General features: G+C 68.4%; 10 protein-coding genes. 7 read left to right on the top strand and 3 right to left on the bottom strand.

What is annotated here, in order from left to right; translation table 11 throughout:
• Positions 1-106 precede the first annotated feature (106 nt).
• The 3 genes from HR086_RS14520 to HR086_RS14510 are packed head-to-tail and all read right to left on the bottom strand — an operon-like array spanning position 107 to position 4,217.
• Positions 107-955, bottom strand: a complete 849-nt coding sequence (locus tag HR086_RS14520) for a sugar ABC transporter permease (RefSeq protein ID WP_174453304.1) — start codon at positions 953-955, stop codon at positions 107-109.
• Complete coding sequence (locus tag HR086_RS14515) at positions 952-3,132, bottom strand: extracellular solute-binding protein (protein WP_174465925.1); 2,181 nt, start codon at positions 3,130-3,132, stop codon at positions 952-954. The genes HR086_RS14520 and HR086_RS14515 overlap by 4 nt, the downstream gene beginning before the upstream one ends.
• A complete protein-coding gene (locus HR086_RS14510; RefSeq protein ID WP_174453306.1) occupies positions 3,129-4,217 on the bottom strand; it encodes an ABC transporter ATP-binding protein in 1,089 nt (362 codons plus the stop codon). Before HR086_RS14510 ends, HR086_RS14515 begins: the two co-directional genes overlap by 4 nt.
• 221 nt (positions 4,218-4,438) lie before the next feature.
• Between HR086_RS14510 and HR086_RS14505 the strand changes: the two genes are divergently transcribed.
• The 7 genes from HR086_RS14505 (at position 4,439) to fadJ (ending at position 17,489) form a co-directional block, all read left to right on the top strand.
• Complete coding sequence (locus HR086_RS14505; protein WP_174453307.1) at positions 4,439-6,880, top strand: glycogen-debranching protein; 2,442 nt, start codon at positions 4,439-4,441, stop codon at positions 6,878-6,880.
• 39 nt (positions 6,881-6,919) lie between these two features.
• Positions 6,920-8,419, top strand: coding sequence for a hypothetical protein (locus HR086_RS14500; RefSeq protein ID WP_174453308.1), 1,500 nt, complete (start codon positions 6,920-6,922; stop codon positions 8,417-8,419).
• The gene (locus HR086_RS14495; RefSeq protein ID WP_174465924.1) at positions 8,410-10,914 is read left to right on the top strand and encodes an alpha-amylase family glycosyl hydrolase; all 2,505 of its coding nucleotides are present in this window, start codon (positions 8,410-8,412) and stop codon (positions 10,912-10,914) included. The genes HR086_RS14500 and HR086_RS14495 overlap by 10 nt, the downstream gene beginning before the upstream one ends.
• A 13-nt stretch (positions 10,915-10,927) precedes the next feature.
• On the top strand, positions 10,928-11,974 hold the full coding sequence (hemE, locus tag HR086_RS14490) for a uroporphyrinogen decarboxylase (RefSeq protein WP_174465923.1): 1,047 nt from the start codon (positions 10,928-10,930) through the stop codon (positions 11,972-11,974).
• Between the two features lie 325 nt (positions 11,975-12,299).
• Positions 12,300-13,751, top strand: a complete 1,452-nt coding sequence (locus HR086_RS14485) for a hypothetical protein (RefSeq protein ID WP_254614256.1) — start codon at positions 12,300-12,302, stop codon at positions 13,749-13,751.
• Between the two features lie 205 nt (positions 13,752-13,956).
• The gene (gene fadI / locus HR086_RS14480) at positions 13,957-15,258 is read left to right on the top strand and encodes an acetyl-CoA C-acyltransferase FadI (RefSeq protein WP_141641046.1); all 1,302 of its coding nucleotides are present in this window, start codon (positions 13,957-13,959) and stop codon (positions 15,256-15,258) included.
• A complete protein-coding gene (gene fadJ, locus HR086_RS14475; protein WP_174465922.1) occupies positions 15,258-17,489 on the top strand; it encodes a fatty acid oxidation complex subunit alpha FadJ in 2,232 nt (743 codons plus the stop codon). Before fadI ends, fadJ begins: the two co-directional genes overlap by 1 nt.
• The last annotated feature ends 76 nt before the right edge of the window (positions 17,490-17,565 follow it).

Here is a 17,565-nt window from a genome sequence, read left to right as displayed (position 1 = left end):
GGGTGAGCGAGGGGGGCTGGCCGCCCTCCGGGTCATCACCACAGGCCACGACGAGCAACGACAACACGAGAAGAAGGGACCGCGGACAACGCGACGACATCGGCCATCACCCCTTGACGCCGCCAGCGGTCAACCCGCCGACGAGGTGCTTCTGGAGAGCGAAGAACAACGCCATGACCGGCGCGGAGACAATCAACGCGCAGGCGGCGAACTTGCCCCATTCCACCTTGTACTCGCCCACGTACCGCTGGAGGGCGACGGGCAGGGTGAAGCGGGTCGGGTCATTGATCAGCGTGGCGGCGAGGACGAACTCGTTCCACGCCGTCATGAAGGAGAACAGCGCCGTCACGGCCAGCGCGGGGCGGGCCAGCGGCAATACCACCTTGATGAACACCTGGAAGGGCGAGGCTCCGTCCATCACCGCCGCTTCCTCCAACTCACGCGGCAGCGTGTCGAAGTAGCCCTTCAGCATCCAGATACAGAAGGGCAGGGCGGTGGTGGCGTACACCAGCACCAGCCCGGTGAGGCTGTCGAGCAGCCTCAGCTTCTGGAGGATGCCGTAGATGGGCACCAGCATCAGCGTCGCCGGGAACATCTGGGTGACGAGCAGGGCCTGCATGCCACCCTCCTTGCCCGGGAACTTGAAGCGCGACAGCGCATAGGCCGCCGTCACCGCGAGCGTCAGCCCCACCACCGTCGTGGCGCCGGAGACGATGAAGCTCGACAGCACCTGCCGGCCGAACACCCAGCGCCCCTGCGCATCCGAGCCGAGCAACACCTCCCGGAAGTGGTCGAACGTCACCGCGTCCGGGAACGGGTTGGCGGTGAGCGACAGGCCGTCCGACGGCGACAGCGCCATCTTCACCACCCACAGCACCGGGTAGAGCGTCACCATGCACATCAGGCTCAGCCCCATGTGGATGACGGCCATCTTCAAGCCGGAGGGCTTCTTCATGACGCCTCCTCGGGCTTCATCAGGCGCCGGGTGAAGACGGACCAGCCCATCAGCACCACGAAGATGAGGACCGAGTACGCCGCCGCGAAGCCGTACTGCTCATTGCGCTGGAAGGCCCAGCGGAACGCCTCCGACACCAGGATGTCCGTGGCGCCGCCCGGCTCGCCTCCGGACACCAGGTAGATGATGTTGAACATGTTGAACGTCCACACGCTGCCCAGGATGACGGCGGGCAACATCGCGGGCTTGAGCAGGGGCAGGGTGATGCGCCGGAACTGCGTCCACTTGCTCGCCCCGTCCACCTCCGCCGCCTCGTACAGCTCCGGGGGGATGGACTGCAGCGCGCCCAGCGCCACCACCATCATGAACGGGAAGCCCAGCCACGTGTTGGTCGCCACGTTGGCCGCGAAGGCCGTGGAGAAGCGGGTGAACCAGCTCACCGGCTCCAGGCCCAGCGCGACGAGCAGGCCGTTGATGGCGCCGAACTGCCGGTGGAACATCCCCTTCCACATCAGCGCGGTGATGTAGTTGGGCACCGCCCACGGGATGATGAGCAGCACCCGGTACATGCCCCGCATCTTGAGCAGCGGGTCCTTGAGCACCAGCGCCAGCCCCAGGCCGATGCTCACGTGCAGCACCACGTTCACCACCGCCCACAAGAGCGTCACCGCGAGCGTGAAGTAGAACGAGAGCGGCTCGGTGATGCTGTAGCCACGGCTGGCCAGGATGTCGACGAAGTTGGCCAGGCCCACGAAGGTGTACTGCCCCGCGTCGTGGTGGAACAGCGACAGCGACAGGCCCACCACGAAGGGGATGAACACCAGCACCAGCAGACCCGCCGCCGCGGGCGCGACATACGCCACCGCGCGCGACACATCCGGATAGCGCTGACGGAACGTCTGGCTCTGCGCCGGCCTCCGCAGCACCCACGCCGTGCCTCCGCCCAGGACCATCACTCCGGCGAGACCCAGCCAGGGCATGGGGCTGGCGTCGGGCGGGCGCTCCCGGTGCAGTGCCCGGTAGCGACGGTCCGCGAGCGCACCCGCGTCCTCGGGCCGCGTTCCGCCCTGGAGCACCGCGCGCAACGTCAGCTTCATCGGCTCCCACACGCGGGCCATCTCCAGCGTGTTGGGCATGGGCGTGGCGTCCTTCGCCGCCTCGCGGAAGGAGGAGATGAGCGTGTCGTCCTTCACCTCCTGGAGCTGGTACGCGGCCACGTCCGCCGGAATCTGCCGGCCCACCGTGGTGCGCACCCGCGACGCCTCGCCCAGCGACAGGAATCGCGCCAGCTCGTGCGCCCGCGCGGCCTGCTCCGTGCGCGAGGAGACGAACGCCGCCTCCACGCCGAGGAAGGGCTTCATCGGCGTGCCTGTCTCGCTCACCGTGGGCAGCGCCACCACGCGGTACTGCACGGACGGTGCGATTTCTCCCGCGAACCAGGGGCCGCTGATGGTCATCGCCACGCGGCCGTCGTTGAAGAGCGTCTTCACCAGCGCGCCAGACACCTCCTGGGGCATCATCCGCTCGTCCTGGAGCCGCTTCACGAAGGCCAGCGAGCGCGCCATCCCCGGCGTGTCGAAGCTCGCGCGGCCCGTGGCGTCGAAGAGCGGCCCGTCGAAGCCGAAGAGGAATGGCGCGTGGAAGTAGAAGTCTCCGCTCTCGTACGCCAGCCCGAAGCGCCCCTCTTCGGGCTTCGACAGGGTGGGCAGGAGCGCCAGCAGCTCCGCGGTGGTGGTGGGCGGGCGCGGCACCAGCTTCGTATTCACATAGAGCGCCAGCGACTTGAGCGACATCGGATAGCCGTACACCTGGCCATCCACCTCCAGCGCCTCCACCGTGTTGGCGAAGTAGTCGGCCCGGACGAGGGTCGCCGTCGTGGGCGCCAGCAGGTTCTGTCCCTGGAAGTTGCGCAGCCGCTCGTGGTTGAAGATGAAGACGTCGGGCCCCGCGCCGTGGGGAATGGCGTTGGTCAGCTTGGACGCGTAGGCGTCATAGGGCAGGGCGAGCATGTCCACCCGCACGCCCGTCTTCGCGGTGAAGAGCGTGGTCGCCTGGAGGAGCGCGGCCTCTTCGCCACCCCGGTACGCGTGCCACAGCTTGAGGGGTGCTGTCTGGGGCTCCGCCGCGTGCGCGCTCCACGCCGTCGCGAGCAGCACCAGCGCCAGCAGCCTCTTCAAGACGCCACCTCGAGCGACTCGCGGTCCACCGGGTGGCGCAGGGCCACGGACCCATCCTCGGTGAAGACGTGCAGCGCGTCCGCCACCGGCGATAGCGACACCTTGTCTCCCACCGAAACCTGGGAGCCCTTGTCGAAGCGCGCGGCCACCGGACCCGCCTCCGTGCTGACGAAGGCATAGCCGTCGAAGCCCAGCCGCTCCACCGCGTCCACCGTGCCCGTCAGGGGGCCCAGCGCCGCCACGCGCAGGTCCTGGGGCCGCAGGCCCACCAGGAGGTTCGTCGCACCCGGGGCGAGGTCCGAGGGGGACAGCAGCGTGAAGCCCTTGCCCACCAGGTTCGCGCCGTCGCGCCGGGCCTCCAGGAAGTTCATCGCGGGCGAGCCGAGGAAGCCCGCGACGAAGCGGTTCGCCGGGCGGTTGTAGAGCTCCAACGGCGGTCCCACCTGCTGCAACACGCCCGCGTTGAAGACAGCCACCCGGGTGGCCAGCGTCATCGCCTCCACCTGGTCGTGGGTGACGTAGATCATCGTCGCGCCCAGCCGGCGGTGCAGCCGCGCCAGCTCCCCGCGCATCTGCACTCGCAGGGCGGTGTCCAGGTTGGACAGGGGCTCGTCGAAGAGGAAGACCTTCGGGCGCCGGACGATGGCTCGCCCCATGGCCACCCGCTGACGTTGTCCACCCGACAGCGCCTTGGGCTTGCGCTCCAGCAGGTGGCCCAGCTCCAGCATCGTCGCGACTTCAGCCACCCGGGAGGCGATCTCCGCCGGGGGGAACTTCCTCAGCGTCAGGCCAAAGGCCAGGTTCTCCCGCACCGTCATGTGCGGGTAGAGCGCGTACGACTGGAACACCATCGCCACGTCGCGATCCCTCGGGGGCACGTCGTTGACGCGCGCCCCGCCGATCCGCACCTCGCCCGAGTCCACCTGCTCCAGCCCCGCGATGAGCCGCAGGAGTGTCGTCTTTCCACAACCCGACGGCCCCACCATGACCAGGAACTCGCCCTGTCCCACCTGAAGGTCCACGCCCTTCACGATGAGGTTCGGGCCAAACGACTTCTTGATTCCGCTCAAGGTGACTTCGGACAAGACGCGCTCGAAAATGAGGGGAGAGAACGGCGGGGCACATTACCCGGAGCGTCGCGCTTTCCCCAAACCTCGCCGGTTGGGCGCGGTGCGTTATTCTCGCGCCGGGCCATCCGGAAGTTTCCGGGGTCCGTAGAGGGACAACTGGGGTGGCCGCCTTGTCAGCCCCAGAAGGCGCTTGTTATGGAAGCTGACATCCGGTCCGTCGAGGTCTACCCCACCGTATGAGCACTCCCCGTTGGTCCCTCTCGAGGGGCGCGACCCTGGTCGCTTTTCTGTTCGCCGTCGGTTGCAGCGAGAGCGACTACGTCCGGCTCTACCACAGCGAGGCCCGCGCCCCGAGCTACACCGTCGAGGACGTCGAGTCGATGAAGCACATGGGCGCGACGTTCACCGACCAGGGGGTCAACTTCGCCCTCTACTCGGAGAACGCGACGCGGCTGGAGCTGCTCCTGTTCGATGATCCGGAGAGCAACCGGCCCTCGCGCACCTATGAGCTGACGCGCTACGGGGACGTGTGGAACGTCTACGTGGAGGGCGTGGGCCTGGGGCAGCACTACGGCTTCCGGGCCTGGGGTCCCAACTGGGAGTTCGATCAACGCTGGTTCCCCGGCTCCATCCACGGCTTCCGCGCGGACGCGGACGTGGACGGCAACCGCTTCAACCCGAACAAGCTGCTGACGGACCCCTACTCGAAGGCGCTGCACCGGGACCACGACTGGAGCAAGGGCAGCACCGCCAGCGGGCCCGCGCGCACGGAGGTGACGTACGCGGCCTCCGCCAAGAGCGTCCTCGTCCAGAGCGACTACCAGTGGGGCGACGGGGAGCGGCAGTGGCGGGACAACCGCCAGAACGAGCAGTGGGCGGGCCACAAGTGGCAGGACCTCATCGTCTACGAGGTCCACGCCAAGGGCTTCACCGCGGACCCCGCCAGCGGCGTGCGCTTCCCCGGCACCTACCGGGGCCTGGGCGAGAAGGCCGACTACTTCAAGGACCTGGGCATCACCGCCGTGGAGCTGCTCCCCATCCACGAGAAGCCGCTGGACGGCGGTTACTGGGGCTACCAGACCATCAACTTCTTCGCGCCCGAGCTGTCCTACGCCGCCTTCAAGCGGCCGAACGAGGTCGTCGACGAGTTCAAGTGGATGGTGGAGGAGCTGCACAAGCGCGACATCGAGGTCATCGTCGACGTCGTCTACAACCACACCGGCGAGGGCGGCCTCTGGCGCGAGAAGCTGGAGTCGGACGACGTGCTGCCCGGTGAGCCGCTGGACTCGTTGGACCCGGCGGAGGTCGCCGGCGTGTACTCGTTCCGCGGCATCGACAATCAGGCGTACTACGGGCTCAACGGGGACCGGCGCACGTACTGGAACAACACGGGCGTGGGCAACCAGACGCGGCCCAACCACCGCCCCATGCGCAAGCTCATCATCGACAGCCTGCGCTTCTATGTCGAAGAGCTGCACGTGGATGGCTTCCGCTTCGACCTGGCGCCGATCCTGGGCGAGAGGGATCAGGACTACAACCGCTGGGACGACCCGAAGAACACGGTGCTTCAGGAGATCGTCGATGACCCGGTGCTCCAGCGCTACAACACGCGCATCATCGCGGAGCCCTGGAGCGCGGGCGGCTGGTACTGCATGCCCATGGGCGAGTTCCCCAACTCGCTCACCCAGCCCGGCAACGGCTGGTACGAGTGGAACGGCCGCTTCCGCGACTGGTGGCGCGCGTTCATCAACCGCGACGACTGGAAGCTCAACTCCAACGAGGGCTCGCTGTGCGGCAGGCCGGGCTCCGCGGACGGCGCCTTCCTGATGTACGGCAGCAAGGAGTGGTACTCGCGCAACGGCCGGCGCCCATACCACTCGATGAACTTCATCACCGTGCACGACGGCTTCACGATGTATGACTTGTTCACGTACGAGGTGAAGCAGAACAAGTGCGGCCCGCTCAACCCGGTGTGCTGCGACACGCCCAACAGCCCCTTCTGCGACAAGGTGAGCGGCGAGGACCACAACCGCTCGCGCAACTGGGGCCCGGTGGGTGACACGCGCGGGGAGAGCATGCGCCGGCAGATGATGCGCAACGCCTTCATGGCGATGATGATCAGCCACGGCACGCCCATGATTCTGGGCGGCGACGAGTGGATGCGCACGCAGCTGGGCAACAACAACGCCTACTCCACGCGCGCGGACAACCCCTTCAACTGGTACCAGTGGGGCGCCTACCTGGCGCGCGACGAGCGGCACCGGATGTACGAGTTCGTCAAGGCCGCCATCCGCCTGCGCAAGGAGCACGCCTACGCCTTTGCGCCGCCCGACTACGAGAAGGGCTCGCCCCTGGTGTGGAAGAGCGCCCAGAACACCGAGGAGGTGGGCTGGGACACCAAGCAGTTGATGATGCACTACCCCGACACGTCGTTCGGCCCGGAGCTGGTGGTGCTCATCAACATGGAGCCGCGCGCGGTGGAGTTCACCCTGCCTCCGGGGCGCCAGTGGAAGCGGCTCATCGACACCCAGGCGTACTTCGACAGTCCCGAGTACCTGTCCGCCACGGGCCTGGAGCCCCGTGTCACCGGCAACTCCTGGCTCGACGCGCCGTCCCCCGTGACGGGGGTGACCTACGGGGTGCCCGAGCGCACCATCGTCGTCCTGCGCGCGGAGTAGGGGCAGGCAGGCGAGGTGCGCTATAAGCGGGGCCCGTCCATGCGAGTCCTGCCAGCGCGCCTCGGCGCCCTCCTGCTGCTCTTCATCCCGCTCGTCACCCTGGCCGACGCGTCGAGAGATCGCTTCGGCGCCGCGGGTTACTTCCGCATCATGACCCGCCCGGATTTCTCGGGCGGCTCCGGCCAGCTCGGGTACTACTGGCTGTACGGCCGGCTCCTCAACGAGAGCCCCTACGGCGAGCTGAACCTGAGGCTGGACGTGCTCCAGTCCGCGCCGGGAACCGACGAGGCCTGGGCGGAGGTGCACACGCGCTTCTCCGGCACCTCGTTCCGCTCGGCGGACCCGGGCAACGGCTCCTTCGTCAACTTCCGCGCGGACTACCTGTTCGTGCGCGCCGGCAACATCCTGCTCGACAGGGTGACGTGGCAGCTCGGCACGCTCGAGGACCGCTGGAATGACTTGCACATCTACGACCAGCGGCCGGCGACACTGCTCTGGGACACCGTGGGCCTGTCCGGCACATACCAGGGAGACCGCTACGACGTGCTGCTGGCGGTGGGTGACAGCGGCTACACGCTGCGTCCCCAGAAGTACAACACGGTGCTCACCGGCGCCGCGTCCTTCCGCTACCGCCTGATTCCGGGGCACCTGGAGTTGGGGGTGCGCGGGCAGCTCGGCTACGAGCCGGACGTGCGGGGCAATCGCAACGCGCTCTACGCGTCGCCCAACACCAACTACGAAGACTACGTGCGGCGCGAGGTGGTGCAGCGCTACTTCGAGCAGAACCCGGGTCAGGCGGACTACGAGGTGGGCAACCTGACTCCCCGCAGCGCGCTGTCATACCGGGCCATGGGCTACGTGGGCTTCGGCAACGTGGGGCCGCTCATCTGGGACAACCTGTACCTCACCTTCGAGCGCAAGCACCCGGACCAGTCCTACACGGAGCGCGTTCGCGACAGGGAGTTCTCGGTCTTCATCGCGGACCAGACCGACGAGCGCTACGAGGCGGCGCTGGGCAACGAGGCCTACATCAAGCTCATCCCCGACAAGCTGGAGGCTCTGTGGGGCGTCTGGGTGGGGTACGCGTTCAACGAGGACAACGCCATCAAGCCCGGCGACGACGACCGCCTCATCGCGTCCACGGTGCTGCGGCTCCAGTACTTCCTCACCGAGCGCGTGCATCTGCTGGTGGAGACGAGCATCGCCACGGAGCGCAGCAAGAACGGCAACCTGTATCGCAACCACGTGGACTCGGTGTTCACCAACTCCGGGGGCATCCCGGACTCGCGCGGCCTGGAGTACGGCGACAGCGACACGCGCAACACGTGGCAGGGCAAGGTGGGTGTCGTCCTCAATCCAACGGGACGAGGCATCTACGCGCGCCCCAGCTTGCGGCTGCTGTATGGCTTGCAGCACTCCTCGCAGCACGCGGCGTTCGGCAACTCCTTCGTGGATAGCCTGGACCAGTACAACACGTACATCGGCCCCGAGCGCCACTGGCACTCGGTGGTCGCCATCGAGGCCGAAGGATGGTTCTGAGACAGCGGTGGGTGGTCGTCCTCATCCTGGCGCTCATGGCGTCGGGCTGCCTGAAGCGGCAGGGGCCGCCGGTGCTGGCGCCCGAGGGCACCGTGGTGGCGGTGGCCTATATCCGGGACGACGCGCAGCGACGCGGCACCGTGGCCCAGGTCCCCGAAGGCGTCCGTCAGCGCGTTCTGGAGGCGCTGGCCAAACGCAACCTCCAGGTGCAGGAGGTGCCCTACGAGCGGTACGCCACTGACTTCGCGAAGGTGACGGATTCGCAGCGCCGCTTCGCGATGCTCAAGGCGCAGGCCCCGGAGGCTCCGCTGCTGCTGCTGGTGGAGACGCGGGTGTCGTTCTTCGGCCAGGTGGGGGGGCGCTTCTCCTGGGACGTGTACGTGAAGACGACGGCGAACCGCGCCACGTCCACGCTGGAGCCGACCAGTGATTTGCAGGACTACGGCGCCGCGCTCCAGTTCGACCAGCAGCGCGAGGATGACGCGCAGAACGAGGTGTCGCGGCAGATTTCGGGACAGGCCGCCGCGCTGTTCGACTCGTTCCTCGCCTCTCCCATGCTGGTGCCGAACACGGAAGGGGGCCCTGGCGTGGTGCCCGGCCTGGACGCGCCGGCCGGCGAGGGAATCGAGCCGGGCAAGAGCACGCCGACGGAGCTGCCGCCTCCCGGGCCCGAGGCTCCTCCCGTGCCGCCTCCCTCTCCCGCGCCGTACAGGGGCCTGTGGACGCCGCCAGCCGGAGACGCCATCTACTTCGTGATGGTGGACCGCTTCTCCAACGGGGACGCGGGCAATGACGGGACGGTGGATGCGAAGGACGCGCAGGCCTTTCACGGCGGAGACCTGCGAGGTGTCATCGACCGACTGGACGGGCTGAAGTCGCTCGGTGTCCGCACGGTGTGGCTTTCACCCGTCTTCCAGATGCGGACGGAGAAGTTCTACGGCTACGGCGCCTTCCACGGCTACTGGGTGGAGGACTTCGGGCGGGTGGAGCCGCGCTTCGGTGACGAGGCCCTGCTGACGCGGCTGTCGGACGAGCTGCGCCGCCGGGACATGCGGCTGGTGCTGGACGTGGTGCTCAACCACGTGGGCCCGGAGACGCGGCTCACGCGCGAGAAGCCCGAGTGGTTCCACGGCCTGGGGCCCATCGACAACTGGAATGACTCGCGCGAGCTGGTGATGCGCGACGTGCACGGGCTGCCGGACCTGGCGGTGGAGCAGGAGGCGGTCTACGCGCACCTGCTGTCGAAGTCGCTGAAGTGGGTGGACGCGGTGAAGCCCGCGGGCTTCCGCCTGGACGCCGTCAAGCACCTGCCGATGGACTTCTGGGCGCGCTACAACGACGACCTGCGCGCGCACGCGGGCAACGACTTCCTCCTCCTGGGCGAGCTGCTGGACGGCGACCCGGTGCTGCTGTCGCGGGTGATGAAGGAGGGCCGCTTCGGGACGATGTTCGACTTCCCGCTGGCCTTCGCGCTGGTGGATGTCTTCTGTCGGGGCCGCTCGCCGGCGCATCTGGGCGCGGTCCTCTTCAACGACCGGCTGAACCCGGCGCCCGACTCCCTGGTGACGCTGCTGGACAACCACGATTTGCCCCGCGTCATGAGCGAGTGCGGCGGGGACTTGGAGAAGGTGAAGCGGGCGCTGGCGGTGCAGCTCACCGCGCGGGGGGTGCCGGCGCTGACGTACGGCATCGAGGAGGGGCTCACCGGCGCGAAGGAGCCGGAGAACCGGGGCGACATGCGCTTCACGCCGGACCACCCGCTGCGTGCGTGGATTGGTCGGCTGTTGGAAGCGCGGCGGGGCAGTGAGGCCCTCCAGCGTGGCGAGACCTTGGTGCTCGCCGCCCGGGAGGACCTCTTCGCCTACGCCCGTGTGACTCCCGACGAAGCCGTGTTCATCGGCATCAACTCCGGGACGAAGCCCCGGGATGTGTTCCTGCCGGAGGCGCTGGGCGAGGCCGGCCAGGGCGTGGATCCGCTGACGGGCTCGCAGGGCATGCTGGGGCGGCTCGCCGAGTCCGCGTATTTCCACGTCACGAATCCGCCCGGTCAGGTGACGCTGCGTCGGCTGAAGCCGCGCACGCCGGGTGGTTTCGCGGCGCTCGCCCGGAAGGCACGGGCGTGGTCGCGCGGCGAAGGCGAGCGGCGCACCGTGGTGCTCGCGACGGGAGATGCGTCCGTGCGCGTGGTGGGCGGCGGGCCGGAGCTGGGCGGGTGGAAGGCCGAGCGCTCGCTGCGCCCCGAGGCCGGCGCGGTGACACTGTCGCTGCCCGTGGGGGGCGTCTTCGAGTACAAGCTCGTCCGCGACGACGGCCCGGGGAAGTTCTCCTGGGAAGCGGGACCCAACCGTCTGCTCTACGTTCCCCAGTCGGATGAGTCCGACGTCGCGAGCCAGGAGCCCCTTCGCGTGGAAGTGGCCTGGGAGCAGCGCCCCGCTGCCGCGGCACCGTGGTCCCTCATCCGTCCCATCCTTCTCCGCTCCCGACCGGAGCTTTGACCCAGAGCCCGAAGTGAACGACCGACTCCTCCGCGCCGCACGCCGCCAGCCCACCGACACCACGCCCGTGTGGCTCATGCGTCAGGCGGGCCGCTACCTGCCCGAGTACCGGGCCATCCGCGGCAACATCGCCTTCCTGGACCTGTGCAAGCACCCGGACCTGGCCGCCGAAGTGACGGTGCAGCCGGTGACACGGCTGGGCGTGGACGCGGCCATCATCTTCTCCGACATCCTGATTCCCGTGGAGGCGATGGGAATCACGCTGGAGCTGGGGGACAAGGGCCCGCACTTCCCGGAGCCCGTGCGCACCGCGGCGGACATCGACAGGCTGGGCGTGCCGGACCCGGTGGAGGGCACGGGCTTCGTGGCGGAGGCCATCCGCCGCACCCGCAAGGCGCTCAACGACTCCGTGCCCGTCATCGGCTTCGCGGGCGCGCCCTTCACGCTGGCCGCGTACATGGTGGAGGGCGGCGGCTCCAAGAGCTACATCCTCATCAAGCGGCTGATGTTCGAGCAGCCCGCGCTCGCGCACCGCCTGTTCGGCAAGCTCACCGACACGCTCATCCCCTACCTCAAGATGCAGGTGGAGGCGGGCGCGAGCATCGTCCAGATTTTCGACTCGTGGGGCGGCGAGCTGTCGCCGTGGGACTACGAGCGCTTCTGTCTGCCCTACCTGACGCGCATGGTGTCCGAGCTGAAGGCCACCGGCGTGCCCGTCATCGTCTTCGGCGTGGGCATGTCCACGCACCTGCCGCTGCTCCAGCGCACGGGCGCGGACGTGGTGGGCCTGGACTGGACGCTGCCCATGGACGAAGGCCGGCGCGTGCTGGGGCCGGACATCGCCGTCCAGGGCAATCTGGACCCGCTGCACCTGTTCCTTCCGCGTGAGGAATTGGATGGGCGCGTCAAAGACATCCTCCTGCGCGCGGGCCCCGTGGGGCACATCTTCAACCTGGGCCACGGCATCCTCCCGCCCACGGACCCCGAGGCCGCGAAGTTCGCCGTGGAGGCCGTGCACCGCCACGGCTTCGCGCTTCGTCAGGGAACGCTGACACCGTAAAGCTTCAGGGCCGCTGCGCGCCGTCTGGGAATGCGCGCGGCCCGACGTAACCTTTCACGCCACACGGAGCTCGACTCTTGTGGCGTGAAAGGTCTCTGCGCGAGGCATTGAGCGGTGCGTCATCCCCGCAATGTCTTTGTTTGGTTTTGGGCACGAGCATTGCTCCCTCTCCGGCCGCAGCCCGCCATTCATTCACTCATCTCGATTCTGACCTCTTCGACCCGGACCGGTGCGGCTGAACCCGCGGCACCACGAGGAGCGTATGCAACATCGTCACTCACACCCCCGAACCATCCTTGGCTCAGCCATCACCTTGTTGGCCCTGATGGCCTTCACCTGGAGCGGCACCGCCCAGGCGCAGACCTTCACCCACGGCGTCGCGGACGGCTTCGTGCTGCCCACCGAGCCGGTGTCGCCCAGCACGGGCATGCTCAACTACATCGCGGCGAACTACACCTTCCCCGGCTCGCGTGCCTTCGACGACACGAGCATCGACCGGTGGTTCGCCACCACCTTCACCAACCTGCGTCGCAATGGCCCCATCTGTGGCGCCACCCTGCGCATGTCGGTGCGCAACCTGGGCAGCAATGACTCCATGGGTCTGCTGTTCATGGGCCCCGCGGGCACGCAGGTCGCCACCGGCTTTGGCGACTCCCTGACGAACCTGGGCATCGCCTTTGGCGCCACGGGCACCATCAACCTCAACCTGGCGGCGCTCCCCGGCGCGGTCAACCTCATCCCCACCCTCAACGCGCAGGGTTTCGTGGATGTCATCGTCCAGGACGACTCCGCGGTGGACTTCGTCTCGCTCACCATCACCCAGTGCCGCGTGGACGTGTACTCCAAGGACAACGGCAGCGACTTCGGTCTCACGCCGACGGTGGACCCCATCTGGATCAGCCCCGACATCCGCGTCTGCCAGACGGCCGGCTGCGTGGGCCACCAGAACCCGGAGTTCGGCCAGACGAACTTCGTCTACGTGACGCTGCGCAACAACGGTCCGCTCGTGCCCCCGGGCAACCCGGCGAGTGGCACGCTGCTCGTCTATTACACCGGCTCCGGTGGCGCGGCCGTGTGGCCCACGGACTGGGCGCCCATTGGCACCATCGCCGTCAGCATCCCCGCGGGCGCCACGCAGGAGTTCATGGTGCCCTGGACGGGCGTGCCGGCGCCGGGCCACTACTGCCTGCTGTCGCGGTGGGTGTCGACGCAGGACCCGATGACGCTGGTGGAGGTTGCGGGCTCCAACACGCTCAACAACACGCGTTGGAACAACAACCTGGCGTGGAAGAACATCAACGTGGTGAACCTGACGCCGTTCGCGCCCGCGAGCGAGTACGACTTCCGTCTGCGCAACCTGCTGCGTGACGCCCACGGCACGGCGGCCCTGGAGGTTCGCATTCCGGACCGCACCGGCGGCCCGTCCTTCCTGGAGCGCGGCCAGCTCTTCCTGACCCTGCCCGAGGAGCTGTGGGCGCGCTGGCAGCACCAGGGCACGGGCTTCGAGGTGGTGGGCGAGCGCCAGGTGCGCATCGTCAACCCGAACGGCGCGCGGCTGGAGGGCCTGATTCTGGACCCGAACGGCGCTCACCATGTCGGCGTGCGCTTCGTCGCGCAGGTGACTGATGCGGACCAGGGCAAGTTCGCGGTGGACCTGGTCCAGCACTCGGCCAGCGAGGAGAAGCCGGACAAGGTCGAAGAGGCGGGTGGCGTGCGCTTCGACATCACCGTGGGTCCGCAGTCGGACACCGGCGCGGGCACCAACGCGAAGAAGTAGGTGAACGGGGCCCGGCCCCGTGAGTAGCAGGACGAGGGGGTGGAGGTGCCCGTCATGGGTCCTTCGCCCCCTCGCTCTATTGGGAGCCGGACGTGCCTCGCGACAAGTGCTCGCGGATTGACTCTTGAGTCAATCGCGGGTTGACGCGGCGCATCACCGCCCGTTAGATGGGCCTCACTCGTCGTCGCAGGAGGGTGAGGCACACATGGCAAGCGAGAAGCGTAACGGTCACCGCAGGGTGGCCATCGTCCGCGGCCTGCGGACCCCATTCGTCAAGGCGGGCACTGTCTTCGCCGGGCTCACCGCGTTGGACCTGGGCCGCATGGTGGTCCAGGAGCTGGTGCAGCGCTCGGACCTGGACCCGAACGTCATCGACCAGCTGGTGTTCGGCACGGTGATTCCGTCGCTGACCGCGCCGTCCATCGCCCGCGAAGTCGTCATCGCCGCGGGCCTGCCGATGAAGATTGAAGCGGCGACGGTGACGAAGGCCTGCGCGACGTCCATCCAGGCGATGACGACGGCGGCCAACTCGATTGCGGTGGGCGAGGTGGACGTGGCCATCGCCGGCGGCACCGAGGCGATGTCGGACGCGCCCGTGTTCACCAGCCGGCCCCTGGCGCATGCGCTGGCGGCGGCCTCCAAGGGGCGCTCGCTGCCAGAGAAGCTCAGGCCCTTCCAGAAGCTCAAGGCGACAGATCTGGTGCCGGTGCCGCCCGCCATCGCCGAGTACTCCACGGGCCTGTCCATGGGCGAGAGCGCGGAGAAGATGGCCAAGGAGAACGGCATCTCCCGCGACGAGCAGGACCGGATTGCATGGGCGTCGCACCGCAACGCGGCGGCGGCCTGGAAGGACGGGCGCTTCGACAACGAGGTGATGCACGTCTCGGTGCCGCCCCAGTACGAGCAGACGGTGACTCGCGACAACATCATCCGCGAGGACTCCACGCTGGAGGCACTGGGCAAGCTCAAGCCGGTGTTCGACCGCAAGTATGGCACCGTCACCGCGGGCAACGCGTCGCCGCTCACGGATGGCGCCGCCGCGCTGCTGTTGATGAGCGAGGAGCGGGCGAGGGCGTTGGGGTACGAGCCGCTGGGCTACCTGCGCTCGCACGCGTACGCGGCCACGGACCCGGGAGACCAGCTGTTGCAGGGGCCGGTGTACGCGGTGCCCACGGCGCTCAAGCGCGCGGGCATGAAGCTTTCGGACATCGACCTGGTGGAGATGCACGAGGCCTTCGCCGCGCAGGTGGGCAGCAACCTCCAGGCGCTCGCGTCCAAGGCGTTCGCGAAGAAGGCGGGCTGGAGCGAGCCGGTGGGGGAGATTGACCGCGAGCGGCTCAACGTCACGGGCGGCTCCATCGCCATTGGCCATCCCTTCGGGGCCACGGGGGCGCGCATCGTCACGCAGGCCCTCAACGAGCTGAAGCGTCGGAACAAGAACACGGTGATGTGCACCGTCTGCGCCGCCGGCGGCCTGGGCGCCGTGGTGGTCCTGGAGCGTGCGTGATGGCCATCAAGCTTGAAGAGCTGGAGGCGAAGCAGGGCTTCTCCCTCACCGTGGAGGACGGCGTCGCCGTCGTCTCGTTCGATTTGCCGGACTCGGCCGTCAACACGTTGTCCCCCGAGGTGGGCGCGGCCTTCACGCTCCTGCTGGAGGAGGTGGAGCGCGAGGCCCAGGTGAAGGCGGTGGTCTTCATCTCCGGCAAGAAGGACAGTTTCGTCGCCGGGGCGAAGATCGACTACCTGCAGACGCTCAAGACGGCGGAGGACGCCACCGCCATGAGCCAGCAGGGGCAGGTGGGCTTCGACCGGCTGGAGGCATTCCCCAAGCCCGTTGTCGCGGCCATCCACGGCGCGTGTCTGGGCGGAGGCCTGGAGTGGGCGCTGGCGTGCCACTACCGCATCGCCACGGACAGCCCCAGGACGACGCTCGGCCTGCCAGAGGTGCAGCTCGGCTTGATTCCGGGGGCCGGCGGTACGCAGCGGCTGCCCGCGCTCATCGGTGTGCAGGCGGCGCTGGACCTCATCCTCACCGGGAAGAGCGTCAAGCCGTCCAAGGCGAAGAAGCTGGGCATCGTCGACGAGGTGGTGCCCACGCCCATCCTCCGCGCCATCGCGCTCCAGCGCGCCCGGGAGCTGGCCGCGGGCACGCTGAAGCCCGAGCGCGCGCACGGCCAGGGCTTCAAGGCGGTGGGGCAGAAGAAGGGTGTCGCGGGCTTCTTCCAGGGACTTGCGAACAAGGAGCTGTGGGCGGAGGTCGCCCTGGAGGACAACCCGCTGGGCCGCAAGGTCCTCTTCGACCAGGCGCGCAAGCAGCTGAGGAAGAAGACGCGCGGCAAGTACCCGGCGCCGGAGAAGGCGTTGCAAGTCATTCGCGTGGGCCTGGAGTCCGGGCGCAAGGCGGGCCTGGAGGCGGAGGCGAAGGCGTTCGGCGAGCTGGTGATGTCGGACGTGTCGAAGCGACTGGTGGAGGTCTTCTTCGCGACCACGGCGCTGAAGAAGGAGAACGGCACGGCGGACGCCAGCGTGAAGCCGCGCGAGGTGAAGAAGGTGGCCGTGCTGGGCGGCGGGCTGATGGGTGGAGGCATCGCCTACGTGGCCGGTGTGCTCCAGGGCGCGCAGGTGCGGGTGAAGGACAAGGACGACGCGGGGGCCAGCCGCGCGATGAAGCAGGTGCAGGGCATCCTGGACGAGCGGGTGAAGCGGCGCTCGCTCACCTGGCGCGAGGCTGCGGCGAAGCAGGCGCGGATTACGGCCGGCACCGACTACAGCGGCTTCAAGGCGGCGGACCTGGTCATCGAGGCGGTGTTCGAGGACCTGAAGCTCAAGCACCGCATGCTCGCGGAGGTGGAGGCCGTCACCGGCCCCGACGCCATCTTCGCGTCCAACACCTCCAGCATCCCGATTACCGAGCTGGCCAAGGGCAGCCAGCGGCCCGCGCAGGTCATCGGCATGCATTACTTCAGCCCGGTCAACAAGATGCCGCTGCTGGAGATCATCACCCACGCGGGGACCGCGGACTGGGTGACGGCCACCTGCGTGGAGGTGGGGCGCAAGCAGGGCAAGACGGTCATCGTCGTGAACGACGGGCCGGGCTTCTACACCTCGCGCATCCTCGCGCCGTACATGAACGAGGCCGCGCACCTGCTGGCCGAGGGCGCGGACATCGCCGCGCTGGACAGGGCGCTGGTGGAGTTCGGCTTTCCGGTGGGGCCGATGACGCTGTTGGACGAGGTGGGCATCGACGTGGCCCACAAGGTGGGGCCCATCATGGAGGCGGCCTTCGGCAAGCGCATGGCGGCGCCGAAGTCGCTGGATGGCGTGGTGGCCGATGGCCGGCTGGGCCGCAAGAGCCAGAAGGGCTTCTACCTCTACGAGAACGGCAAGAAGAAGGAGGTGGACCCCACCGTCTACGGGCTCCTGCCGCACGGCAAGGAGCGCAAGTCGTTCGATGCCTCGGAGATGGCGGAGCGACTGGTGTTCCAGATGGTGAACGAGGCCATCCGCTGCCTGGGCGAGGGAATCCTCCGCAGCGCGCGCGACGGCGACGTGGGCGCCATCTTCGGCCTGGGCTTCCCGCCGTTCCTCGGGGGCCCGTTCCACTTCGCTGACAGCAAGGGGCCCGCGGAGCTGCTGCGGAAGCTGGAGCACTACCAGGACAAGCTCGGTGAGCGCTTCACGCCCGCGCCGCTCCTGGTGGAGATGGTGAAGGCAGGCAAGACGTTCTACCCTCGCTGAGCGCGAGGTGACCGGGGTGGGGGGCGCGACTTCCCACCCCGGTGCTTGACCGGGGCGGTGTTCTAGGAACAGCCTG

This window comes from Myxococcus sp. CA039A, assembly GCF_013336645.1.
Lineage (GTDB): Bacteria > Myxococcota > Myxococcia > Myxococcales > Myxococcaceae > Myxococcus > Myxococcus llanfairpwllgwyngyllgogerychwyrndrobwllllantysiliogogogochensis.
The sequence above is the reverse complement of the archived record's forward strand: the minus strand, read 5'-3'. Positions and strand labels throughout refer to the sequence as shown.